Origin of the sequence: Streptomyces sp. NPDC050433, assembly GCF_044458565.1 — a bacterium.
Classification (GTDB): domain Bacteria; phylum Actinomycetota; class Actinomycetes; order Streptomycetales; family Streptomycetaceae; genus Streptomyces.
Genome location: NZ_JBITIB010000052.1, coordinates 1 through 23814, shown reverse-complemented (window position 1 = coordinate 23814; position 23814 = coordinate 1). Strand labels below are relative to the sequence as shown.

Here is a 23814-nt window from a genome sequence, read left to right as displayed (position 1 = left end):
CGGTGGGCGTGCTGCGGGTCAGTCGTGTGTGACGAGGTAGGTGGGGCCCTCGCCTCGCCTGGCTCGTTCGATGGCGTCGAGGCGGGCGAAGGTGCGCGGCGCCATCAACTCCTGCCAGTCGACGAGGTCGTGGACGGCCCACATGTCGTGTTCGGCGGGATCGACGCGGATGCACCGGAGCTGGTCGGCGGTCAGCTGGCCTCCGTCGAAGATGAGACCCACTTTGTTCAGCGGCATGCGGGACCCGGTGTGCATGAAGTGCGTCAGGAGCAGCCTCGGTGTGTCCAGGTCGAGTTGGAGGCTGGTCTCTTCGATTGTTTCTCTCCGGGCGGTTTGGAGGGGGTCCTCCCCGGCGTCGAGGTTTCCTCCTGGGAGCTGCCAGAGCCGGGATCCGTAGACCGAGCGCAGCTGTACCGGCCGGTCGTGCTCGTCACGGACGTACAGGCAGCCATACACAGTGTGATGGGGGACGGTCTGCGCGTACTGCGTCGGTGACATCGGCATGGGGCGGCCCGGACGGGCAGGACGGTGGTCGAACTCGAAAGCGAGGGCGCCGAGGGCTTCTTTGGCCGGCGGGTAGATGGCGCGGAGGTTGCGGAGGAGGTCCTCGCGTGGTCCGTCCGGGTCGATACGGGTGGGATCCTCCGCGCTGAGCAGGTCCTCGAAAGAGGCGTACGAGGTGATCCGCTTTACGATGATGTCGAGTTCCCGGCCGCTGTCCCGGTCGTGGAAGACGACGGCGTCCCCCACCTCGACGCCCGCCTTCTCGGGAGTGGCGACGCGGACCTCGATCGTCTTGCGTCCCGACTCCACCTGCCCGTAGTAGCGGCTCATGAGGTGGAAGCGGTGCTGGCGCCGTGGTGCGGTTTCCTCCTCGTCGTGCGTGCTCGGCGGCGTGCCACGCCCTTCGGTGTTGCCGCGGTCCTCTTCGTCCTGTGTGGTGAACATGTGCGAAGGCACCCTTCTCGCTGGCGGTTCTGGCGACGGCAGGGCAGTGGATCCGCTGAGAGTGCTGCCCGAGCTGGTCGTCCGGAGCAGTTCCCGTCAGGACCAGCCCATGGGGACGTAGAAGGTGCCGTTGGAGATGGCCTCCAAGGCGACGCGGGTGTACTCGACGATGGGCTCGGGCAAGGCATCCAGGGGCCACCAGCGCCACTCGGTGCAGCACTCGGGTTCGCGTAGGACAGGCTCGTCCTCCCAGCTTGAGGGCGTGAAGAACAGCCCCATGCGCGGGATCGTGCTCCCGGGGTCGAGCAGGTCGAGGACGTGGACGAGCGACAAGTCGGCCTCCGGGATGCGGAGGCCGGTCTCTTCCTCCGTCTCCCGGACCATGCAGGTGACGGCGGATTCCAGGTCTTCTCGATGGCCGGCGGGAAGGTGCCAGGTCGATGGAGCGAATGCACTGTCCGGGTGGCGCTTGCCCAGCAGGACGGCCTCGTCGCGGATGAGGACGAGGTGGGCGCCGATGATGCTGCGGCTGCGGTGGTCGCGCGGCTCGCGGACTTCCACCACAGGGAGTGTCGCGCCCTGGCGCCCGCTGGGCTGGTCCGCGCGGTGGTGGGCGTGCAGGACCGCGGCGGCGCCGGGGTCCATGGTCATCTCGTCGATTTCCTCGATACGGGTCCAGCGCAGCTGGATGCCCTCGCGGAGTTCGATCTCGTGCGCGGGGGTGTTCAGCGTGCCCTGGTAGACGCGCACGCGGCCCTCGAAAGCCCCGCTGGCGTCGAGGGTGTCCAGGGTGACGAAGGCAGCCAGGTCCGGGATGACGAGCCCGATCTCCTCGTCGAGTTCCCGTGCGATGGCTTCGTCGCAGGTCTCGCCCTTCTCGGTGTTGCCGCCGAGCAGGGCCCAGTGCCCTGGGCGCCAGATCGGTTTGTTCGCCGAGCGAAGGTGGAGCAGGTAGCGGCCCTCGGCGTCCGTGAGCAGGGCCGCGGTGCCGGGAATCGTCGGCCAGTCGATCGCGATACGGGTGTGCCTCTTGTTGAACACGTGCGGAGCACGGGTCGCGGGCGCGGATTTGTTGCTGTCCAGGGGGTGGATGGTGATGCGCGGGCAGAGGGCGGCGCGGTGGTTGCGCTGCCAGTGCTGGACCTGTTCGACCATCTCCTTCGCGGCCAGGTGGCCGTGGGGACCGTAGCTGTGGACGACGAACTCGTACAGGCCGTTGCTGTCGTCTCCGTCGGAGAGGCGCTCGGTGGTAAGCCGGGCGAGGGACGTACCCCGGACGATCGCGGCGCCGGGCCAGTGCGGGGGCGGCGGGTTCAGGACCCTGTTGTCGCCGTCGGGGTCGACCGACAGGCGGCAGAAGCCGGGCAGGGCGCCGGCGAGGAAGAGGGTAAGGGCGTCGAAGGGTTCCTGGCCGCCGACGGTGACGTGGGTGTGCGCCACGGTCGGCTCGCGGGTGAGGGCGGGGGCGAGCTGGTCGACGGGCATGGGGGTGCCGTCCTCCCAGGAGAGGTGTACGCCGGTGCCTGGGACGGTGCGCCGGTTCGCGTTCCAGGCGCCGTCGCCCCGCATGGTGACGAAGCAGCAGACGATGAGCGGCTCGTCGCTGTGGAGGACCCCGTTGCCCTTGGTGAAGCCGATGGCCCAGTGGTACCCGTGCAGACGGAGCGGCGCGACGAGGCGTCCGCCGTCGGCGAGGGCGTCGGTCCAGGGCAGGTCCCAAGTGCCGGCGGTGACCAGGATGGCGTCGAAGCCGCATTCAGGAACGATGCCGGCGGGCAGGTGCTCGGCATCCGCGGTGACCACCTGGACGTGGTCGTATCCGGTCTGGGCCAGGAAGCGGGTGGTGCGGTCGGTGACGACCGGGTCGATGTCCAGGGTGGTGACGCTGCCGGCCGGGCCCACGAGTTCTGCGATGAGGGCGGCGTTGTAGCCGCCGGAGCCGATCTCCAGGACACGGCGGCCGGGCCGGATGCGGGCGGCTTCGAGCATGTCGGCTTGCAACCAGGGCGCGGAGATGGAGCTGATGGTGCTGCCGTCGTCGCTGTGGCGGGTGGCGATGATGTCGTTGGCGTATGCCTTCTGGACCGGGACTTCGGGGGCGAAGGAATGCCGGGGCACGGTGCGCATGGCCTTGTCGACCGCGGGGGTTCGGATGTGGCCCGCCTCGGCGAGCTGGTCGGCGAGCTGGTGGCGCAGGGCGCAGGGCTCGTCGAGGTCGGTAGTGGGGGGTGTCGTCACAGTGGGCCCTTCGGTCGAACGGGTCATGCGGGGTCCGAGACGGTGGGTCCGCTGGGGTCCGGGACCCTGGCGGTCGGGGCGTACTGGGCGGCCCGCGCGTCGAACATGGCGTATCGCCCTCGCGCGTGCTGTGTTCGGCGAGGTGTCCCGCGTTGAGGAGTAGATGTGATGGCGGGCGAGGTATGTCTCGACGGTGGTGCGGATGTGGTCGTGCGACAGCGGCATAGGCGTACCTCAGAGGGCTGAAGAGCGACGCGGAGGAGCGACGGACCGGTCGTCCGGGTCAGCTCAGGCGCATCCCCTCCGCGGGGACTTCTTCAATCTCCGTGGGGTGAGCGGTGGGCATGCCCCAGCGGGCACAGGCTGTTTCAGCAGCAAGTTGGGCTTGCCGCGCTCCTGGCGGGCCCCATCCCAGAAGGGCGGCTGTCTGGGCGGGGGTGGCGAGCAGACGTACGAAGGGGTGGCCGGTGGCTGGGTCGATGACCGCCGGCCCGATGTCAGTGACACGGGCGGCGAGGCATAGCCGGGCGTTGGGCCCTACTCCGCCGTAGACCTCGCCGGTCTCGTCGAGCACCCAGCCCAGTCGCACCGGGTCGGCCAGGGTGAGTTGGGCCTCCTCGACGGCTTCCCGGCGGAGGGTGTCCTCCGGGGTTGTGTCGGTCTTCTCCACCGTGCCGCCGGGCAGCATGGGCAGCGCGCCGCTGGGGCCGGGGTCGGCAACGAGCACGACCCTGCCGTCGGGGACGAAGCACCACGCCCAGGCTTGCTGCACGGGGAGCTGGCCGGGGACGGGGGTGCGGCGCAGGGGGCTGTCCCACATGGGTCGGTAGCGGACATGGACGTCATGACGGTCCAGTGCCGGGACTTTCAGGATGTGCTGGCCGTCGGCGAGGTGGGCGGAACCGGTGGCGCCGAGGCGGGCACGGTAGGCGGCGAGCATGATCTGTCCGTCCACGGGGAGCAGCCGTTGCACCGCCTCCCGGGTCTCGAAGAAGGCGAACTCGGACAGCTCCTCGCTGGGCAGACGGATCTTCTGGATCTGTTCGGGGGTGAGGGTGCCGCCGTCGAAGATGTAGCGGATCTCTCCAGGGCAGGGCATGCCTGGCCTGATGTCGGGGTGGTGCGGCGAGAGGGAGTGGACGGCGAGCACACGTGGGAAGGCCCGGTCCAGGTCCAACTCCTCCGCGATCTCGCGCCGGCAGGCGTCCATCGGGTGCTCGTCGGGTTCGGCGGCGCCGCCGGGCAGCAGCCACCGGTCGTCCTCGCGGTAGGTGGGGTGTACCAGCAGGATACGACCGATCTGGTCAGTGAAGATCGCGGCGGCACTCAGCCATACCGCGTGGCGGGAGGCGGCGTACTGCGCTGCCGACATGGAGGCGTGCGGTGCAACGTGATCCGAGGGGGAGACGGGAGAGGCCACGGGCTCTGCCTTTCAGAACGGTGCGCTGGAGGCGCACGGTGCGGGACGGGTACCGGTCATGAGGCGATTTCGCCGCTCATCCGTCGCTGCAACTCCCACAAGGACTGGAAGAGCCCCGGCTCCCGTGTGAGCTGGGCGTAGGTGCCTTCCTGCACGATCCGGCCCTGGTCCAGGACGACGATCCTGTCGGCGATGGCCACGTTGGTGAGCCGGTGCGTGATCAGCAGGACGGCACGGTCCTTGGCCAGTTCGCGCAGGCCGGAGAAGATCCGGTGCTCCGCCCGTGCGTCGAGGGCTGCCGTGGGTTCATCCATCACCAGGAGTGCCGCCTGTCGGTGGAAGGCGCGGGTGAGTACCAGTCGCTGCCATTGGCCGCCGGAGAGTTGCTGCCCGCCGAACCACTCGCTGGTGAGGAGGGTGTTCAGGCCGGAGCGGAGGTTGGGCAGCATCTCTGCGGCGCCGGATGCCTCGCATGCGGCGAGCAGTGCTGCGTCGGTGGTGTCGCCCTGCCCGAAGGTGATGTTGTCGCGCATTGTCAGCGGCAGGTAGGTGAACTTCTGTGGGACCAGGGCGACGTGCTTCCATGCCTCCCAGGGATTCAGCTCCGCTGTGGAGTTGTGGTCCCAGGCCACTTCGCCTTCGGTGGGGAGCAGCAGTCCGCACAGCAGGCGGGAGAGGGTGGATTTGCCGGAGCCGTTCTCCCCGACCAGGGCCACGATTTCGCCGCGCCGCACGTGGAGGGAGACTCCGCTGAGGCTGTCGTTCGGGGCGCCGTCGTATCGGTAGGTGACGTCGCGGACCTCGAAGCGTTCCGGTGCCGCGGGCAGCGGCGCGGTGCCGCGGGAGTCGGTCATGGCCTGGCCGTGGGCGTTGTCGAGGAAGTTCTGCCAGTCCTGTACGTACCAGCCGGTGCGGACCAGGCGTGCCCCGCCGTTGATGATGCCGCGCACCGAGCCGGTGGCCGTCTGAAGGGCGAAGACGGCGCCGCCCCCGGCTGCCAGGCTCATCCGCCCGGAGGCCAGGAGCCACAGCAGTGCCGCCCACACGGCGGTCGAGGCGATCCCGCCGGCGACAGCACCGGCCAGTCCCATCCAGGCGCCAGTGTCCGCGGCCGTGCGCTCGGCCGCGTTGACCGAGGCGGCCAGCTTCCGGTACCGGCTGATGAGAAAGGGGCCGGCGAGGCAGGCCCGCATCTCCTCACTGGACTCCATGTAGGCCATGTGCCAGCGCAGCTTGCCCAGCATCCGCCGCCGTCCGGAGGTCTCCAGGCCGGCGAGGTAAATCACGCGGGCAGAACGGACGTAGGCGGCGGCCTGCGGCAGGCACGCGAGGAAGAGAAGGGGGAGGAGCAGCGGGTCCAGGACGGTCAGGACGGCTGCGCCGGCCGCGAGTGTCGCGGTCGCCGCGAGGACGTCCTGGGCCTCTTCCACGAGGTCGGGGGTGACCTGGGCGCCGCGGTCGGCGATGTCGTAGGCGTCGTTGTAGCCGGGCTTGTTGTTGGCGGCGAGTTCTGCGCCGAGCGCGGCCTCGATCATCGTCAGCTCCGCCGCGCGGGCGAGAACCGGGCGCAGACGCCCGGTCAGCCAGACCACGATGATGCCCAGCAGAGCGCGCAGGCCGGTTGCCGCAGTGATGACAGCCAGCTGCGGAGCGGCGTCCCACAGCCGCTCGGTGATGTCGCCCGAGGAGATCAGCGCGGTGATCGTGCCCGTGACGGCCAGGAGGCCGAGGGCCGCGAGCACGCCGGTTCCGACCTGACACACGAGCAGGCCGACCGTCGCGCGGCGATCCACCCGCCATGCCATTTTCAAGGAACGCAGCACGAGCACGGGCAGCCGCCGTGCCATCGTGCGGGTCGTCAGCAGCGATCCTGCCTGGAGCCGGGACTCATCTCGGTAGAGGAACTCCTCCTCTCGAACACCGGCCTCTTCCGATCCGTCGTTGTGCGATGTGCCGTTCGGTGGCTGAGGCGGCTGCTCTTGTGTGATGGCCGAGGTCATCGTTCCCCCTAGGACGGTCGCTGCGGCGGAGTCGTGAGTTTCAACGACCCAGCAGCGATTTCGAACACACGTCATTCGGTCGCGCTCGGGAACCCGCAATCGCGGGGGCGAGGGAGGGCTGCGGGCCGTGAGCCCTGGTCCGGCACGGGCCGACTGGGGGCTCGGAATGGCCAAAACGCCGACCTCCCCTCACACGGAGTCGGACCGACGCCGACACAGACCCGTGTCGCCCACTCGAGCCCTTCGTGGGTTCGGCGCGGTGTTGCCGACGAATCACCAGATCACTCCCGCGGGCACCGCCTCCTCACGTGCTCGTCGGTTCGCAGCAACCGAGCCAGCTCGGCCTCGGCGTGGGCGACTGCCGCCGTCAGAGACTGCCGGTGGTGAGCGGGCAGGACGCCGGCTCCGAGTCCTGCGGCCGTGATCACCGAGCTGAGGGCGTCTGCCCGGTCAGTGCTCAGGGCGGCTCGGGCGGCGGGGTGGTGCAGTACCTCGCGTGCGGCGTAGGCGTCCAGCCCGGCCACGTCGGCGACGATGCCGGGCAGGGTGCTCGCGTAGGACCCGGTGGGGTCCAGCTCCAGGGCGGCCAGGCCGGTTCGGGTCTGGAACACCGCGGTCGAGGGGTCGGGGTGGGCCAAGACCACGGCGGCCTCATTCATGGTGTCGTGGAGATGGGCGTGCGGTACCTGTGCGCCGGGGGGCCAGCAGTGGGCGCGCAAGAGGAGGCCGATGACGGTCTCCCAGGGCTCGGTGGGCTGGGTGGCGTCGATCATGTCGCGGGCTTGCTGGTCGAGACCCTGTTCCATCAGGGACATGATCTTGATCTGGCGGCCGTCGAGGAGTCGGTTGCCGATGCCGCGGTGCTGGGCCATGGCCTCGGCTGCCTCGGTCCACCGGCCGGTGCTGGCAAGGGCGCGGGCCCCGTCCACGAGCAAGGTGACCCACAGCTCCTGGCACATCGTGCGGTGATCGTCATCCGTACCGGTCAGGGCGGACAGGTCGACGGTGCGGCCGTCGATCTCTGTCTTCTCGCGCTGCCGGGCCGCGTGGTTGAGGCGGGTGAGGAGGCCGTAGGCGGCCTGGCCCTGGCCGTCGCGGGTCAGCAGCCGGGAGAGGTTGACCAGTGGCATCAGCGACATGACGGCGTTCGGCCCGCTCAGGCGTCCGGCGTCGGCGAAGACCTGGTGCTGGCGCCAGCAGAGATCGGTGGCCCGGCCGGGCAGGCCGACGTCGGAGGCGATCAGCGCGGCGTAGTTGAGAACCCCGCAGGTGCGGGCCACCAGGTCGTGGTGGCTCGCACCTGCGGGCGCGACGGTCAGTCCGGTGAGGTGGTTTATGCGCTCCTGCAATGGGAGCGCGGGCGCCTTGGTGCGGCGGACCAGAGGGATCCGGCTGGCTATCGCGGGGATCATCGGCTCAGCCCGTGCGCGCCCAGTCGACGACGAGACGGCTGTAGGGCTTGTCGACGATGAAGCGCGCGTCGTCGGCCGGGAGCATGTCGCGGGAGTCCGCGACGGCCATCCGGAAGCCCGGCTCCGGGGCGTCGTTGCCGCCGCTCGCGTGCCAGGCGCGGATCTCGTTCACGACGCGCTCGGCGAGGTCGGCGCCCACGTCGCCGTGGCCGATGACGCCGATCTCCCAGTACCGGCCCTGCTCGTCCTCTCCCTCGCGGATGGTCAGGTACGCCAGCGACCCGCCGTCCAGTGCGGCCATGGAGCCCCAGCCGAAGTGCGGGGTGAACCCGGGGCGCTGGCCCGGCAGCCGGGACAGACCGTTGGGCAGCACACACGCCAGGTACAGGTACAGCCACTCCCACGCGGAGCCCTGCCGGAACTTCACCCCGGTGTAGAGCTTGGTCTGCTGCTGGTCGAGGACGAAGGGCAGAGCGTCGCGGTCCACGTCCTGCTCGCTGAAGGTCTCCAAGCGGACGTTGCCCTCGCCGACCATCGGCACGAGGGTGTACACGTCGTCGCAGACGCCCTTGCGCAGCGGGATGAAGGTGGCCATCTCACAGGAGACGGTCTTCCAGGTCTGTCCGTCGCGCTCGAAGGCGAAGGAGCGGGAGATGCTGCCGCGGATACGCATCGGAAGGACCAGGCGTCCGCCGGGCGCGAGCTGGTCGAGGATCTTCACCGGCACGTCGCCCGCGCCGACGGTGAAGATGATGCGGTCGTACGGGCCGTGCTCGGGCAGACCGGCCGCACCGTCGCCCAGCGTGGCGGTGGCGTTGTCGACGGCAGCGGCGGCCAGGTTCTTGCTCGCGCCGGCGACGAGATCCTGGTCGACGTCGAGCGTCCACACCTGCCCGCCCGGCGAGACGATCTTGCCCATGAGGGCGGCGTTATAGCCGGTGGCAGCCCCGGCTTCGAGGACCTTGTGGCCGGGCTGGGCGCCGAGCTGTTCGAGCTGGGTGGCGACGATGGAGGGCGCGGAGATGCAGGAGATCATCTCCCCCCTCTCGTCGTGCTTGATCGGGACCGCGTCCTCCTTGTATGCGGCCTCCATGTCGACGCCGGCCAGGAACTGGTGGCGGTCGGTGGTGCGGAAGGCGTTGATGACGGGCTGGCTGCGCAGGTGTCCGCCGTCGACGAGGCGCTGGGCGAGGGCTTCACGCAGGCCGGCGGGGTCGGTTACGGGTGTCACGGTGGTCTCCGTTCGAGGGCGGCTAGGGTCCGCGGAGGCGGACTTGCGGGTAGACACGTCATCTCCTTCTCCGGTGGAGAAGGCGACGTGACGGCCAAGCCACGCGGTGGCTGCCTGGACATGGGCAGGCACACCCGCGCGGTTGAACGCGAAGATCGCGTGATGGGCGAGCACCGCCCGCACCCCGCGTATCAGTTGGCCGTCCGAGGCGAGGCGGCGCAGGCGTCGGCCGGCGTCCTCGAACGCGGCTACGCGTTCGGCCCAGCCCGTCTCGGCGTCCGGGCGGCGTGCGGCATCCGCGTTCATCAGGCGGCGCATCGCCGAGACGGACCGCTCCCGTGCGAGGCCGTCGGGCGGGGTGACGGGGTGCCGCAGGGCGGCGAGGCGGGCCCAGACGTCTCCGGCCTCGAACGGGTCCAGCCCGCCCTCTCGGATCATGGCGGACAGCAGCATCACCGTGCGCTCACGTGCCCGGGTACTCCCGGTCTCGGCCAGCGCGGCCGGGCTGTCGGCGCAGAACACGTCGTGCGCGACATCCATGGCCTCGGGTCCGCCGAAGGCTTCGGTCTCCGCCTCGTAGATCCCGCCGACCCAACCGGTGATGACCTTCTCGGCGACGAGCCGGTCCAGCAGGGCGGCGGCGGGATGTTCGCTTCGCAGGCGCACACCGGCGTCCTTGCGCAGAAAGTGGAAGCGCTGGTCGTCGAGTGCGCCCGCCAGCACGCGGGCGGCGTAGGCGCCTGCAGTGCCGACGGGGAAGGCCACGGAGGCGTGCCACCAGGTCGTGTCGCGGGTGAGTGGCAGGTTCTCATCGTCGAAGGCCATGGGGCAGAGTTCCTTATGGTTCGGGCCGGGCGATCAGGTGAGCAGAAGGGCGCTGGTCCAGCCGGTGGTGTCGGTTGCGTCGAGGGCGAGTTGGGCGCCGGCCCGGCCCTCCATGAAGCCCGGCTTGGGCAGTTGTTCCCAGTCGGCGGCCAAGCGTCGGTGCAGGTCCTGGATGACTGGGGTGAAGCGTTCGGGGGCGGGGCTGTCGGCGGCGACCGCGCGGGTCAGGGCCAGCAGTCCCGCCCAGCCGTGGCACAGGGTGGAGTCGGTGATCCGGGCGAGGTGGCGGGGATGGGTCAGGATCTGCTCGACCGTGTCCTCGGCCGATCGGCGCCGCGCGGTGTCGCCGAGGGCGAGCGCGGCGAGTTGCTGCGCGCGGGCGATGCCAGGCAGTCCGTAGCACCAGGACTGGCGGGCCGGTTCGACTTCGGGCGGCCGGGTGCTGTCCAGGTCCGCCAGGGTGGACCAGTAGCGGGCGCCGTACCGGTCGAGCCAGGCCGTGAAGATGCCGATGGCCTCCACCTGTCCGGGGATGCGGATGTCGTGTCGCATGGCGAGGGACAGCACCGTCAAGGGCCCTGCGATGCCGTGGGCCATGCCGTTGTTGCCGTGCCCACCGGCCATGTCTTCCTCGCCGGGACCGACCGGCGACCACCACCCCGGAACGTCTCTGTCATGGAGCCGGGCTGGGCGGGAGAGCGAGACGAGATAGGCGAGCACGTCCGTCAGCCGGGCCGAGTGAGTGCCGCGTTTCAGCAGCAGTGCGGCGAGCCCGGTAAGTCCTCGGATGAGGTCCCATTCCGCGAGGTGGGGCAGCGCGCCCGACTCCTGCCGACGGAGGGCTGCGGCAAGGCGGACATCCACGACGCGGTCGACGGCCGCGCGGACGTCGTCGCCAGCTCCGGCGGCGCAGGTCAGGACGAACTCCAGTGCCGGGGCGCCGTGGAAGAGACTGGCGTTGCCTCCGGTACTCACACCCTGTGCGACGGCCTCGGCGAGATGACGCCGGGCGGTGGGCAGCTCGCCGCGCTCGATGTCGAGGAGCGCCATCCCCAGGGCGCCCTCGGACAGGTCCTGCGTGGGGTGAGCGGTCATGGTGGTCATGGGCGGACCGCCAGGGGAAACACGAGGCTGTGGGCCCGGCCGTCGATCCAGCCGTCCGCGCCCGGTGGGGGTGCGTCGTGTAGCGTCGCGATGCCGAAAGAATCAGCGTCCAGGTGGGCCCGCAGCAGGTCCAGGTCGACGTGGCGGGTGAGGTCGAGAGGGAGCTGCTGGTCGTCCTCGGCGAGCAGCACTCGCTCCGGCACCCGCAACCGAGCGCGCAGAGCATGGAGTTGGCTCGCCCACTCCTGCAGCGTCGCGGTCCGGGAAGGCAGCGTACGGCGGCGGATCTTCCAGCGGGCGGCGGTGAGGATGCTACGCCGGTAGGTGAGGGCCGGGGTGAAGGGCAGGGCCCAGGCGGCGCCCCAGTCGAACCAGGTCACCTGCGGTGCGGTGGCCCGGCTGATCTCGCCGAGGAAGCGTGCCATCGGTGGGGTGTAGTTGTTCCACAGGAAGTTGATCGCGGTCGGCGCGAGCAGTTCCAGACGCGTGTCCGTGGCGATCTCCACCAGCTGGGGGCGGCCGTCGGTGACGGCGACCGAGAGGTCACGGGGAAAGAAGACGTGTCCGCCGGGGTGGCGGAACTCCCCGACGCTCACGATGCGGGGCAGCGCCTGCGGCGCACGGGTGAGGAGATCGGCCGGCACCCGGCCAGCGTGGAAGGACAGCTGCGCCAGCTCCGCCTCCCCGTCGACGGTGGGCAGGTCGGCGTACGTGTCCTTGGTGCCGGGGAGCAGGTGCCAGAACCGTCCGGTCATCGAGCCAGCTGAGCGGGAGACGGTGAGCACCCGCAGCCGGAAGCGGCCCCGGTCCAGAGCCTGAGCGGAGGCGGCCTGGACCTGAGCGGAGAGTTCGAGGTGCGGTGCATGCTGGCGGGGCTTGTCACCGACGGCGGCTTCCAGTTCCTCGATCATCGCGCCTGTCAGGGCCACCGTGTGCGCGCCCTCAGCGGCGGCGGTGCCGGCCAGTTCCAGCAGGACCCGGTCGCGTCGGGACATCGGGCGGGGCGGTTCGCTCGCGGTGACGAAGCCGTCAGGGAAGCCCACGCCCCGCTCCGGATCCGTGGCCATCTCCACCGGAACGGGGACGTTCTCGCCGTACTGCTCGGTGAACTGCTCGATCCACCGGCGCCACGTCGGTGTCCCGTTCGGGTGGGTGGCGAGACGGGCCAGGACGGTCGCCGCGGTCCCGGCCTCGGTCAGGACTTCTCTGGGCAGCCGTACGTCGGCGTCCAACCGCAGATCGCATGCCGAGCGCAGACCGCGTACCTGGGCGCGGGCGGCGCCGGGCAAGGCGTCGGTGGGGTCGACGACGGTGGCGGGGGCGCGCAGCGATGAGCGCAGCAGCCGCACGCGCAGCAGCTCGCCCAGCAGCTTGTTTCGCGCTACGTCGCTCGCGGTGGGAAACGCGGCGGCAAGCTTGTCGGCTACTTGGCCGTAGCGGATCGGCGACCGCGCCAGGTCGAGCACGAGCCGCAGCGCCGGGCTCAGCGCGAGACGGAACTCCGCGTCCCCCTCCGACGGCACGTAGACGTGTCCGTCGCGCTGCCGCACGAGGGTATTGACGCACACCTCCGTGTCGGTCATCCGCGCGGCGTCGCTCTCCCAGACGCTGAGTGTCTCGTCGAGAGCCACCGGGTCGGGACGGGCGACGGCCTGGTGGCGTTCGCCGAAGCGGACCGAGGTCGCCTCCCCGAAGCCGAGCGGGGCAACGCCGGCGAACAGGCCGTACGGGGTCGAGCGGTGCGCATACCGGATCGCGTAGCGGGCCGTGGCCAGAGTAGCTCGGCGAACCCGACGCGGCTTCGGCGTACGGCCGTCGACGATGGCCTGCACCTGTCCGGCGAGGTCGGGGCTGGCGTCGGTCACCGTCTGCCGAAAGGCATCGTCGGACCACACAGAGCTCAGCCACGCACGCCACTGGTCCACCGGTGCCGTGGACGTCGGCCAGGGTGGCATGGCGGGCTCGCTGCGGTGCACCGCAGCGCGCAGCACCGCCTGCCCCGCGCCCTGGTACAGGCTGGGACGTACGCGTGTCATCACCGCTCTCCCTTCTTCTCTTCCTTCGTGACGCGATGGGGAACGGGCCGGACGGGAAGCCCCGTCAGGCCCGCCCCGCCGGGGCGGCCCGGCTTACGAAGTGGTGCAGGCGCTGGGGCAGGAGCTGCCGCAGGTGTCGCCCGTGCTGCACATCAGGACCGTCTCGGTCGCCGGCGTGCCCTCGATGAAGGTGATGTCGAGTCCGAACGGGTCGGTCTCATCGGTCGTCACGAGGTCCGACTCCCCTGGGGTGGTCGGCCTCTCTGTCTGCATGGCGGTCATGCTTGCCTCCTATAGGCGATGGGTGGTGCGGTGCCGGGACCCGGTCGGGACCCGGAGCTTGGTGCCAGACGTGGCGGGCGACGGCGTCGCCTGCTCCGCGACGTCTTGGAGCCGGGGGCCCGCTGCGTCATGCGGCCCCCGCGAGCACGAGTCGCGGAGTCGCCGGTATCGCAGTCCGGGGTGAACCGGCGACGTACCGTTCAAGGGCGGCGGCGATCAGCGGCAGCCCGACGGCCGCCCTGCGCTGATCGAAGGACTCCCGCGCGCAGCGGGCACAGTTCAACCCTGTTGTGTTGAGGATCAGTTGGGCCCCGAACTCTTGGGGTCGGCCTTGTCGGGGATCACGGAGACCGCGTGGGTCCAGGCAGTCATGTGATCACCTGTTGTATGGCCGACACGGCCTCCCTCGGGACTTCGCTTCCCGACAGAGGCACGCTCACGAATGGGCCTCCACGCGCGGATGCCTGTGGGGTGGCTACGGTCGGCGCGAAGCCGTGGCGGAGGTTGAAACGCGGGTCTCCCAGGGCCCGCCAGTGCACGCGGTCACCGACAAATGCGGAACGGGCGTGCAGCCATCGCTGGTTGTCCAGGAGATACCCCTGGCCCGGCTTCAGACGTAGGGACTGTTGATGGCTGAGGGCCGCGGCCCGAAGACGGGACAGGTGAGGCTGGACGATGGGGCTCCACCGGGCGAGCGCATCGAATCGCAGTCTGATGGACACGCGCCCGTCGCGGTGAGAGCTGAGCACCTGGGAGGCGTGTCCATCTCCGGCGCCGAAGTATGCCGTCCGCGCCTGGGATAGTGCGTCAGCGGCCTCGCCGCCTTCCTTGTGCAGCAGGTCTGCGTGTACGCGGCGTCCGTCAGTGAGCAAGCACTCGCCTCCCCGGTCAGCGGTGCGGGAGCAGACCAGCAGCATCAGGCGCGGAGGACTGGGAAGGCTGGATCGTTCCGTATGCGGGTCGAGCTGCCCGTTGCCGAGTCCGGCGAACCCGGGGCGGCCGGCGTGGCGGGGCGAGTCACGGATGGTGGTCAGCCCGTCGGGGTCACTGTCACGGTGTGGAGAAATGGTCATGACGCGGGAGGCGAAGGACCACACGGCGTCGCGGGTGGCGAGCCCGTCGAGAGTGACCAGGCCGCTCTCGCGCAGCTGCTGTGCGAACTGGGCCGGTGCGCCGGGGACTTTGTGATCGAGGAAGTGCGCTGCGAACAGATCACCGGGTCGCATCGTGAGGCTCCTTCGTCGGCGGTCAGTGAGTTCAATGTCGGGACCGGAGGACCGGAAGGTAAAGCGACAGATTGTCGACTCCGGCAAATCACCCAAGAGCAGGGCGTGTTGATTGCCCCGTGCTACGGTCCGGACACTCCGGCACCGCCGCGCACTGCGAGGAAACCCATGACGCACCCGCCCCCCACTTGGCCCGTTTCCGTCAAGGGCGTCGCCCTGGACCCGCGCGGCCGGGTGCTGCTGCTGAAGAACGAACGTGACGAGTGGGAGCTGCCCGGCGGCCGGCTGGAGGCGGCGGATCCCAGCCCCGAGTCCACGGTCGAGCGCGAACTGCAGGAGGAGTCCGGCTGGACCGTGGAGGCGGGGCCGCTGCTGGACACCTGGATCTACCAGCCGCTTCCGCAGACCCTGCCGGAGCGACGCGTCGTGATCATCACCTACGGCTGCACGGTCCTCACACCGGAAGTGGACCCGGTGCTCAGCCACGAGCACCAGCAGATCGGACTGTTCACCGCGAACGAGGTCCCGGCACTCACCATGCCCCAGGGGTACAAGCAGTCCATCGCCGCCTGGTACGGGCGGATGTAGCAGGCCATGGCCGCCACCGAACGCCTGCCGCTGTCTCGTCCCTCGGCCCAGCACGTGGTGTGGCACTGGGCCACCCCGCAGGCCCGCACCATCCTGGACAGTGGTGACCTCGGCGCGATCCTGCGTTTCCACCGAACCGTCCACGGCCTGAACCAGACCGAACTGGGAAACCTCCTCGGCTACGACAAGACCTACATCTCGGCCCTTGAACTGCGCAAGAAGACCCTGGGCGACGTGCGTTCCCTGCGCCGCGTCGCCGAGCGGCTGCGGCTGCCGCCGCACGTCCTGGGCGTTACCGATCCGGGTGATACCGACCACCGGGCAATGGTCCAGTTCGGACAGTCCACGGTTCGTCTCGCCGAGATCGCCCGCCAGAGCGGTCATGCCTCCGAAGCGGTCGCCGAGCTGTGGCCGCTGGTCGCCCGTCTCGAAGCGCGCCTCGAAGACGGGCACACCGAACGCGAGGTCCTGCGTCTGCTTGCCCACGCCCGGGTCGGCCTTGGCGTCGCGCTCGGAAACGTACTTCCCGAGGAGAGACTGGGCACCGCCGCCCACTGGACTGCCAAGAGCCTGAACATCGCCGCCCACTTCAAGGATCGCGCCTTCAGCAGCTACGCCCTGCGGATGCACGGCAACGAACTGCGCAAGGCCCACATCTGTGGCGCCGCGGTGGACCGGCTGAGCCATGCGGCGGCGCTGGCACCCGACCGTGCGACCCGTGCGGCGGTTCTGCCGCTCTACGCCCGAGCGGCGGGCGAACTTGGAAATGGCCGGCTCTTCGACAGCGTGATGCAAGAAGCCGATGACCTGATGGGAAGCGCAGGGCACACGTCCCTCTTCAACCCCTACGCGCTGCACGAGATCCGCCTGCGCGGTCTGGTGAGCACCGGGCGCGCGGACGTAGCCATACGGCTGGTCGACCACGGGCCTGCTGTGACGACGACCGTCGCACCGCAATGGCGAGTGATCGAACTGATCACCGTCGCCCACGTTCGGCTCCTTGCGGACGACCCAGGTGGGGCTGCCGAATCGCTGAGCACCGCCATGACTGAGGCGGTAGTTCAGCGGCTGCCGCACCAGTTGCAGAGGATCGTACGGACCGCCGGCGACCGGCTTCCCGACGTGCGAGGCCAGGCGGTTCATGCGCTCGATCTGATGCGGCAGGAAATGGCGGCCTAATTCTGTGGTCAGCTCAGGCATGCGATCACACGATCAGCGGTGAGGACCTGGTACTGCCACGCCCGGGTGACGACGTGGGCCCGGTTCGTGGCCCGCAGGCTCTTCTGCAGTTCACGGCCGTGCCGGCGGATGATGTCGACCGACTGCTTCAGCTCGGGGACCATCTGCGTGGCCGTCATCCCTCGTGCGATGAGCGGCACGAGGTCACGCTGCTCACGGGGGAGGTCAATCGCTCTGGTGTCCAGGAGCTCCGGTCGGGTGATGGCCTGGGTGGCGTAGGCGACGGCGAGTGCGGCGGCGTTGTCGCTGACGCCGTGCAGCTTCCGCTTGGCGAGCTGGAGGTAGCCCGTCGCCGTGCCCTCCTGGATCTTGAGGTTCCGCGCGACATCGGCGAGCGTGCTGCCGTCAGCCAGGCCCTCCACGACTTGCCGTTCCCTGGGGGCGAGGATGACTCTCACGATGGTTGTGGTCACTGCACTGCTCCTTGTCGTTCGCGGGTGATCTCGTGGCACAGTTCGGCGAACCGCAGTTCCTCGACGGTCGTCAGCCGACGCATGACCGGTGTCGGTTGACGGCGCCGCGTCCGTCGCACGTGGGCGAGGGTGAGCGTGGCGAGCAGTACGAGGACGTACCAGGGGTAGTGGTTGCCCGGCGCCGCTGCACGACGACTCCCCAGAGCGTGTGAAGCCCAGCTCTCCCAGCGCCGGGCGTGTCTGGACTGCTGCCTGCGGAGACCCTTTTCTCAAGGCAGGTCCGACGTCTGGGATGGGGCAACTTGTCACGCGTCATCTCCCATCAGGTCAAGGATGGCGAGGATGGCGAAGGCGAACCGGCGCAGGTGCGCCACGGCCTGATCCGCGTCCGGCTGTTCGTCGCGAAGGGAGATCAGGAGTCTCAGTTCCTCGGTGGGGTACATCGCGACACGATGCGGGACGACCTGCATGAGGTGAGTTGTCGCCCGGCGGAACATGTGGCTGATCCGCGCGGCTTCCTCGGGAAGAATGGGGGCGGCCTTCTCCTGGCGCCCGCGCCGTGGGATAGGCAGGCCGAGGCGGACCAGTAGGTCGTCCGTCTTGTGGACTCGTCGCGCCGGAGAGGGCTGGGCCCGGTCACCGAGGATGTCCTCCAGGGGGTCGAACACCTCGTCGCCGACTCCCTCTTCCGCCAGAGAGCGGGACAGGAAGAAGGCGAGCCTGCTCAGTGTCTCGTCCTGAGAGGAGACCGGACGGGAAAGCAGGTGGGCGGCTGTGGCGTTGTCCACGGCGACCATCACGGCCTCCCCGTGGGAAGGCGGAAGGTGCACCACGTCGTCATGCCGTCGTCGCTGATGCCCCACTCCTTGGAGAGAGCAGCGACGAGAAACAGCCCCCGGCCGCACACGTCGTCATCCTCAACGGTGCGCAGCCGGGCGGGCGCGGGGTTGCGATCGGTGACCTCAAGGCTCAGTTCACTGCCTGTGTTCCGCACCCGCAGACCGACGCTCCCGTGGCCGTGCTCGACGGCGTTGGTGACCAGCTCGGAGACGGCAAGCTGCACGTCCTCAGCGAGAGGGTCGGGCACGTCCCACAGCAGCATGAACGCCACGGTGATGCGCCGTATCTGGGCGACGCGGACGCGGTCCGGTGCCACAACAACCTCGAAGGCGCGCGACGTCAGCGGCTTCGTCTCTGGCTTCGCAGCCGGCAGTGCGGCTGTTGTGGCATGGCTCATCGGGGGCCTCCCAGGTGGGCGGTGTGCGCGAGCGTGCGGCCCGCGACGCCGTTGCGTCGCCCGGCACTGCTCGCCTCATCGATCACTCGACGTGTTCGCGTGGTGACCAGCGAACACCTCGCGGTCCAGACTTGGGAATGACTTTCAGATGACGTTGACCCGTCAGTAACCCTGTTCAGGGTGCCGCCGCAGGGGGCGGTCCTGGCATGCTGAACGGCATGGTGACACTCGATGGAAAGCCCGTATCCGCCGACGACTTGCTCCCCCTGGCCCTGACCAACGTCGGCCACTTCACGTCCATGCGCGTCGATGCGGACGGCAGCATCCGCGGCCTCTCGCTGCACATGGAACGTCTCGTGAGGGACTCCAAGATCGTCTACGGCGCCGACCTGGACACCGGCCGGGTCCGCGACTACGTCCGTCAGGGCCTGGAGCAGCAGGACGCGCCGTGCGTCGTCCGCGTCACGGTCTACGACCCCAAGGTCGAGATGGCGCACCCGGCGAACGCCGATGAGCCGCACATCATGGTGTCCGTGCGCGCTGCCGGCGCCATGCCCCCGCAACCGCTGCGCGCCATGAGCGTGCCGTACGAGCGCGACCTGCCCGAGGTCAAGCATGCTGGCCTCTTCGGTGCCCTGCACGCCCGCCGCGCGGCGCAGCTCGCCGGTTTCGACGACGCGCTGTTCATCGGCCGCGACGGGCACGTGAGCGAGGGCGGCACCTGGAACGTCGGCTTCATCGACCACGACGGCACCGTGCTGTGGCCGCAGGCCCCGGTGCTTCCCGGCGTCACGATGGCGCTGCTCCAACAGCACGCCGAGCACCGGGTCACCCCCCTCACCCTCGAACAGGCCAAGGGCATGGCGGCGGGGTTCGCGACGAATACGAGCATCGGCGTCCGCGCCCTGAAGGCGATCGACGAGACCGAACTCCCCGGTGAGCACGCCGTCTTGAGCCAGCTCCAACAGACGTACCTGTCGATCCCCGGCGAAATCCTGTAGACCGAGAGCGTGACGGGGGTAACCAGGTGGACCGGCCACGAGGCCGGGCTGCTGCGTAAAGCCATGCGCAAGACCGGCAAGTCGTTCGCCGAACTGGTCGGCGTAAACCAGCGTCAGATCCCCAGATGGGAAGGCCGGGGCGAGACCCTGGAACTCAGCCTCGCCAACCAAGCAGCCCTCGACACCGTCCTCGCACAGGCAGATCCCGACGCACAACGGCGGTTCGCGGCCCTCCTCACCGAACGGGCCGCCGTCGAGCACGACGAACGCGCCGAAGAGCTGCTGCGCCGCGATCCGCGCACCAGCAGACACTCTGGCGACGGCAAGCTCATGGCCATCGTCGAGGAGGGCATCTATCTCTCCGGCCCCGATAACCGCTCGGTGTGGCTGGAGCCATTCCTCGTCGACGTCTACCCGACGACGAACGAGGACTACGCGCGGTTCGTGTTCGCCACCGGCCACCGGCCCCCGCTGCACTGGCCCGCAGGCCGGTGTCCCGTAACTCTGGCCAACCACCCCGTGGTGTGGGTGACGTGGCTCGACGCCACCGCGTATGCCCGATGGGCAGGCAAGTCCCTGCCCACATCGCACCAGTGGGAGAGGGCAGCCCGTGGCCCACGGGGGCGCATCTACCCGTGGGGCGCAGAGCCGACCGCCGCGAAGGCGAACACAGCCGAGGCCGGCATCGACGCGACGACCTCTGTGTCCCGGTACCAGTCCGGCGTCAGCCCGTACGGCGCCTTCGACATGTGCGGCAACGTATGGGAGTGGTGCTCGACCGAGGAGGAACTCGGCAACGGCCGCTACGAGCTGAAGGGAAGCGCCTTCACCTCCCCGATCGAACGCGCCACCCCGTCCCAGCGGAACGCCGCCAACGCCGCCATGAAGGACAACGACACCGGATTCCGCTGCGTGGCTCAGCCGTAGCCCGCTGCGGACGTGGTCCAGGTGCCATGACCACCTCGAAGGCGCGCGAAGTCAGCGGCTTCGTCTCCGGCTTCGCGGTCGGCAGTGTGGCTGCTGTGGCATGGCTCATCGGGGGCCTCCAGGTGGGCGGTGTGCGCGAGCGTGCGGCATGCGGCGCCGTTGCAATCGCGAGGCGGTGCCCGCCTCGTCGATCACCTGACGTGTTCGCGTCGTAACCAGCGAACACCTCGCGGTCTTCTCCGATCGCGCAGTCCTCGTGGGACTTACGCGGCGATTGCGATGAAGTTCGAAGTGGCGGGCTGGACTGTCGGCGCTGACATGAATCACGGCCGCCACACGGGTTGTTCGGATACCGTGAGATCAGCTCGCACCACGATGAAATCGCTCCGGGCCCGTGGTCGGGAGGCCCTGGATGGAGCCGCGCATGGTGGCTCTTCAGGCCCCATAGAGCGCCAGCCGGTGACATTTGGCGTCGATCCGCAGGGGGAACGACAGTCGCGGGGGAGGTGAAAGCGTGGGACAGCAGCCGAACGATCTGACTCCGGATGCCGGCCCATGGCATCGCTGGGGTTACGAGCTACGCCAGTTCCGCGAGGCCCGTCGGCTGTCGCAGCAGATCCTCGCTCGCAGGGCGTTGATTGATCGCTCACATCTTGGGCGTTTCGAGCGGGCTGAACGTCCTGTTCCGAGGCACGCGGCCATCGCCCTTGATGAGGCTCTTGATGCCGCTGGCGCATTGATTCGCTGCTGGGACGAGGCGGAGCGCGACGCTCCCCAAGACGGCTCTGTCCTGCTGTCCAGAGCCGGGACGGCGACTCACGGGGCCAATACACGGGGCCATGGGGCCAGAGATCTGGTGACCCTGGCCGGAAGCACGCCCGGGCAGGCAGTCTCTCTTGGAGACGACACGGAAACGGTCGTCGTCCCTGCCCGAATCCACGGAAGGATCCTCTTCGTGCCCCTGCCTCGCCGCGTCGTTCTCGCCTCCGGGCTCGCCGGTCTGGCTGCGACATCCATCCCGGCCGCGGCGGCTGCAACCACAGAACTCGCCGACATGGGCTCGCCTTTCGAGCACTTCGCGCAGCTCCGCCGAATGATGATTCAGACTGACAACCTCATCGGCCCCCGGCACGTGCTGCCCGCGCTGCAACAACACCTCGTCTCTCTTGCCACAAGACGCCGAGCCGCTCGTGGCAACGACGCCGTTGAGCTCCTTGCCCTGGAGACGCGCTACGAAGAGCTGGCGGGGTGGTTCGCCCAGGACATCGGGTTGATGAACGCACAGCCCACGGTCATACCGCGAAGGCGCTCGACGCTTCCCTTATCACTGGCGACACTGATCTCACCGCATACATCCTCGGCCGAAAGGCCCAGCTCGCAGCCGACACCGGACACCCTGCCGACGCCCTCGGCCTCGCCGCCGCCGCTCGGCGCACCGCCCGACCCGGGAGCCGTCTCGAAGCCATCGCCGTTCTGCACGGGGCCCACGCGCATGCCGTACTCGGTGAAGGCGCTGAAGCTCATAGGGCTTACGACACCGCGCTCACCCTCCTCGACCGCGCGGGCACCGACGGCGTCTGGGGATCCTGGCTCGACACGGCATACATCAGCACCGCCCGAGCCCGCTCCCTGGCTTCCCTTGGCGACTATGAACAGGCCGCGGAGGACTTCGACACCGCCATCGCAGTCCTTCCTCCCGCATATCGTCGGGACCGCGGGGTCTACCTCGCTCGCGCTGCCCGTGCCCATGCAGGCACAGGCAACATGAGCCTGGCTGCCCGAATCGGCGGGCAGGCCGTAGGCATCGCCGCCGAGACCGGTTCCGCACGGATCTTCGGTCAGCTCGGCCGGCTCGACCAGACGCTGGCCTCCGCAGCCACCGAGGACGGCGTCGCCGAGTTCCGGGCATCGCTCGACCGCATCGTCCTGCATCCCGCCTGACCCACCCGCGCCTACCTTCTGGAGATAGCGTGCCCCGCCCGTACGTCCTGTTGTCCGCAGCCGTCTCGATCGACGGTCACCTCGACACCCGGCCGGGTGAGGACCGGCTCCTGCTGTCCAACAAGGAGGACTTCGAGCGCGTCGACTCCGTACGAGCCGGCGTTGACGCCATCCTTGTCGGCGCCGGAACGCTTCGCGCCGACAACCCCCGTCTCCTCGTGAACTCGGCGGAGCGCAGGGCGTCCCGGCTGGCCGCCGGTCAGCCGGAGTACCCCCTGAAGATCACTATTACCGGCACGGGTGACCTCGATCCCGGCTGGAAGTTCTGGCACCACGGCGGCGACAAGCTCGTCCTGGCCGTCGGCGACGCAGCCACCACCAAGGCGAGCGCCAACCTCAGTGACCTGGCCACCGTCCAGAGCATCCCCGCCGAGGCCGTCTGGCCGACTGCGCTCGACATCCTCGGCGAGGTGTACGCCGTCAAGCGCCTGATGGTCGAAGGCGGCGGCACCATCCACACACAACTCCTCGAAACAGCGCTTGCCGACGAACTCCAACTCGTCATCGCCCCACTCCTTGTCGGCCAGCCGGACGCGGTACGGATGCTCGGCCCCGCCGGCTACCCCGGCGGCCCCGCCGCCCGCCTCCGACTCCTGGAGACCCGCCAGATCGGCGACGTGGTACTGCTGAGGTACGCCCCCAAGGACACCTCGACGGAGCCCCGATGAGCACTGCCCCCTCAGCCGCCGTGCCGGGCACCGGCCGCAACCCCAACAACGCAGACCGCGACTGGCTCTCCCTCGCCTGCGACCTGGCCGCCCTCTGCCCGCCCTCGACGACCGCCTTCAGCGTGGGAGCGGTCATCGTCGCCGCCGACGGGACCGAACTCGCCCGCGGCTACTCCCGCGAGAGCGACCCCCACGACCACGCAGAGGAAGGAGCCCTCGCCAAGCTCCCGGCGGAGGACGCCCGGCTCGCCACCGCGACGATCTACAGCTCCCTGGAACCCTGCGCCAAGCGCGCATCCCGCCCCCGCCCCTGCGCCCAACTCATCCGGGACAGCGGCATCCGCCGTGTCGTCGCCGCCTGGAGCGAACCCGACACCTTCGTCGCGGGCGCCGACGGTACGCAGCTGCTCGAAGACGCGGGTGTCACGGTCGTGACCGTGCCCGAGTACGCGAACGTCGCACAGGCCCCCAACCTGCACCTGCTCTGACAACCAGGCCAGGACGACCCCACTGTCCTCGGGACCCTCATCCTGCTGGACTTGGGGACCCGAATACCGAGATCGGCTCCCCAAGATGGCCCCCGAAACGCCTCAGGGACCGACCCGCCCGGCGGCTCAAGCCCCTGAGCTGCCTCTGCTTACTTTCGCTGTCTGAGGTGGCGGGATTTAGATCCACGATCTTTTCGTCCTGAAGGAATTGCGAAGCGAACAGATCACTGCGGCGCACCGGCGCGAGCGCGCTGCTTTGCTTCGCGCTGCCGCGCCGTCCCGAGGAAGTCGTGGAGGCGCCGGCCCCACCGCGCGCGGTGGGGCGGACTGTTCGTGGTGACGGTCGCCGACTCGGCCTTCGCGCCCGTCGGCGCGTTGTCGCGGGGGGAGGGGATGTGGCTCGGGCCAGTTCGCGATCAGCTACCCGCGTCTTAGTACTCCAGCGGTAGATCGCTATCGTGGCTGGTCAGGTGCCTCTTTCTGAGTGTAGCGAGCTGACGGCCCGTCATATTGCGGCAGTTCGTGACCAG

20 protein-coding genes and 3 pseudogenes are annotated in these 23814 nt (G+C 69.5%); 8 read left to right on the top strand and 15 right to left on the bottom strand.

Annotated elements, in window-relative coordinates; all coding sequences use genetic code 11:
• Positions 1 to 18 precede the first annotated feature (18 nt).
• The 10 genes from ACIBLA_RS36445 to ACIBLA_RS36400 form a co-directional block, all read right to left on the bottom strand.
• The gene (locus tag ACIBLA_RS36445; protein WP_399201045.1) at positions 19 to 948 is read right to left on the bottom strand and encodes an NUDIX domain-containing protein; all 930 of its coding nucleotides are present in this window, start codon (positions 946 to 948) and stop codon (positions 19 to 21) included.
• Between the two features lie 96 nt (positions 949 to 1044).
• The gene (fxlM, locus tag ACIBLA_RS36440) at positions 1045 to 3186 is read right to left on the bottom strand and encodes a methyltransferase, FxLD system (RefSeq protein ID WP_399201044.1); all 2142 of its coding nucleotides are present in this window, start codon (positions 3184 to 3186) and stop codon (positions 1045 to 1047) included.
• Positions 3187 to 3469: 283 nt separating this feature from the next.
• Positions 3470 to 4558, bottom strand: coding sequence for an NUDIX hydrolase (locus ACIBLA_RS36435; RefSeq protein WP_399201043.1), 1089 nt, complete (start codon positions 4556 to 4558; stop codon positions 3470 to 3472).
• 104 nt (positions 4559 to 4662) lie between these two features.
• Positions 4663 to 6606 carry an ABC transporter ATP-binding protein gene (locus ACIBLA_RS36430; RefSeq protein ID WP_363243984.1) on the bottom strand — a complete coding sequence of 648 codons (1944 nt, stop codon included), beginning with the start codon at positions 6604 to 6606 and terminating at the stop codon, positions 4663 to 4665.
• Between the two features lie 281 nt (positions 6607 to 6887).
• A complete protein-coding gene (locus ACIBLA_RS36425; protein ID WP_363244138.1) occupies positions 6888 to 8018 on the bottom strand; it encodes a hypothetical protein in 1131 nt (376 codons plus the stop codon).
• A 4-nt stretch (positions 8019 to 8022) separates the two neighbouring features.
• Positions 8023 to 10074: a methyltransferase, FxLD system gene (gene fxlM, locus ACIBLA_RS36420; protein WP_399201042.1), complete on the bottom strand. Its 2052-nt coding sequence runs from the start codon at positions 10072 to 10074 to the stop codon at positions 8023 to 8025.
• A 33-nt stretch (positions 10075 to 10107) separates the two neighbouring features.
• Positions 10108 to 11178, bottom strand: a complete 1071-nt coding sequence (locus ACIBLA_RS36415) for a lanthionine synthetase C family protein (RefSeq protein ID WP_399201041.1) — start codon at positions 11176 to 11178, stop codon at positions 10108 to 10110.
• The gene (locus ACIBLA_RS36410; protein ID WP_399201040.1) at positions 11175 to 13214 is read right to left on the bottom strand and encodes a lantibiotic dehydratase family protein; all 2040 of its coding nucleotides are present in this window, start codon (positions 13212 to 13214) and stop codon (positions 11175 to 11177) included. Before ACIBLA_RS36410 ends, ACIBLA_RS36415 begins: the two co-directional genes overlap by 4 nt.
• A gap of 93 nt (positions 13215 to 13307) precedes the next feature.
• Entirely contained in the window at positions 13308 to 13445 is a 138-nt protein-coding gene (locus ACIBLA_RS36405) for an FxLD family lanthipeptide (RefSeq protein WP_399201039.1), read from the bottom strand.
• Between the two features lie 419 nt (positions 13446 to 13864).
• Complete coding sequence (locus tag ACIBLA_RS36400) at positions 13865 to 14722, bottom strand: TauD/TfdA family dioxygenase (protein ID WP_363244143.1); 858 nt, start codon at positions 14720 to 14722, stop codon at positions 13865 to 13867.
• A 168-nt stretch (positions 14723 to 14890) separates the two neighbouring features.
• On the opposite strand from ACIBLA_RS36400, the gene ACIBLA_RS36395 reads away from it, so the two are divergent.
• Both ACIBLA_RS36395 and ACIBLA_RS36390 read left to right on the top strand, forming a co-directional pair.
• Positions 14891 to 15310, top strand: a complete 420-nt coding sequence (locus ACIBLA_RS36395) for an NUDIX domain-containing protein (protein WP_399201038.1) — start codon at positions 14891 to 14893, stop codon at positions 15308 to 15310.
• A gap of 6 nt (positions 15311 to 15316) precedes the next feature.
• Positions 15317 to 16489: a helix-turn-helix domain-containing protein gene (locus ACIBLA_RS36390; RefSeq protein ID WP_399201037.1), complete on the top strand. Its 1173-nt coding sequence runs from the start codon at positions 15317 to 15319 to the stop codon at positions 16487 to 16489.
• Positions 16490 to 16497: 8 nt separating this feature from the next.
• Here the strand turns inward: ACIBLA_RS36390 and ACIBLA_RS36385 are convergent, their stop codons facing one another.
• The 4 genes from ACIBLA_RS36385 to ACIBLA_RS36370 form a co-directional block, all read right to left on the bottom strand.
• Positions 16498 to 16962, bottom strand: a complete 465-nt coding sequence (locus tag ACIBLA_RS36385) for a LuxR C-terminal-related transcriptional regulator (protein ID WP_399201036.1) — start codon at positions 16960 to 16962, stop codon at positions 16498 to 16500.
• Positions 16959 to 17081, bottom strand: a complete 123-nt coding sequence (locus ACIBLA_RS36380) for a hypothetical protein (protein WP_399201035.1) — start codon at positions 17079 to 17081, stop codon at positions 16959 to 16961. The genes ACIBLA_RS36385 and ACIBLA_RS36380 overlap by 4 nt, the downstream gene beginning before the upstream one ends.
• Before the next feature lie 186 nt (positions 17082 to 17267).
• Entirely contained in the window at positions 17268 to 17759 is a 492-nt protein-coding gene (locus tag ACIBLA_RS36375) for a hypothetical protein (protein ID WP_363244147.1), read from the bottom strand.
• On the bottom strand, positions 17759 to 18199 hold the full coding sequence (locus ACIBLA_RS36370; RefSeq protein WP_399201034.1) for an ATP-binding protein: 441 nt from the start codon (positions 18197 to 18199) through the stop codon (positions 17759 to 17761). Before ACIBLA_RS36370 ends, ACIBLA_RS36375 begins: the two co-directional genes overlap by 1 nt.
• 218 nt (positions 18200 to 18417) lie before the next feature.
• Between ACIBLA_RS36370 and ACIBLA_RS36365 the strand changes: the two genes are divergently transcribed.
• The 3 genes and pseudogenes from ACIBLA_RS36365 to ACIBLA_RS36355 form a co-directional block, all read left to right on the top strand.
• Entirely contained in the window at positions 18418 to 19200 is a 783-nt protein-coding gene (locus tag ACIBLA_RS36365) for an aminotransferase class IV family protein (RefSeq protein WP_399201033.1), read from the top strand.
• A 9-nt stretch (positions 19201 to 19209) separates the two neighbouring features.
• The gene (locus ACIBLA_RS36360) at positions 19210 to 20127 is read left to right on the top strand and encodes a formylglycine-generating enzyme family protein (RefSeq protein WP_399201032.1); all 918 of its coding nucleotides are present in this window, start codon (positions 19210 to 19212) and stop codon (positions 20125 to 20127) included.
• A 514-nt stretch (positions 20128 to 20641) separates the two neighbouring features.
• Positions 20642 to 20857: pseudogene (locus tag ACIBLA_RS36355) on the top strand (helix-turn-helix domain-containing protein); the annotation flags it as partial.
• A gap of 500 nt (positions 20858 to 21357) precedes the next feature.
• On the opposite strand, the gene ACIBLA_RS36350 reads toward ACIBLA_RS36355, so the two are convergent.
• The gene (locus tag ACIBLA_RS36350) at positions 21358 to 21876 is read right to left on the bottom strand and encodes a hypothetical protein (protein ID WP_363244224.1); all 519 of its coding nucleotides are present in this window, start codon (positions 21874 to 21876) and stop codon (positions 21358 to 21360) included.
• A 15-nt stretch (positions 21877 to 21891) separates the two neighbouring features.
• Here ACIBLA_RS36350 and ACIBLA_RS36345 point away from each other — a divergent pair, with 15 nt between their 5' ends.
• The 3 genes and pseudogenes from ACIBLA_RS36345 to ACIBLA_RS36335 form a co-directional block, all read left to right on the top strand.
• Positions 21892 to 22068 carry a hypothetical protein gene (locus ACIBLA_RS36345; protein WP_363244151.1) on the top strand — a complete coding sequence of 59 codons (177 nt, stop codon included), beginning with the start codon at positions 21892 to 21894 and terminating at the stop codon, positions 22066 to 22068.
• A 29-nt stretch (positions 22069 to 22097) separates the two neighbouring features.
• A pseudogene (locus ACIBLA_RS36340) lies at positions 22098 to 23284 on the top strand (dihydrofolate reductase family protein).
• Between the two features lie 233 nt (positions 23285 to 23517).
• Positions 23518 to 23665: pseudogene (locus ACIBLA_RS36335) on the top strand (MurR/RpiR family transcriptional regulator); the annotation flags it as partial.
• Between the last annotated feature and the right edge of the window lie 149 nt (positions 23666 to 23814).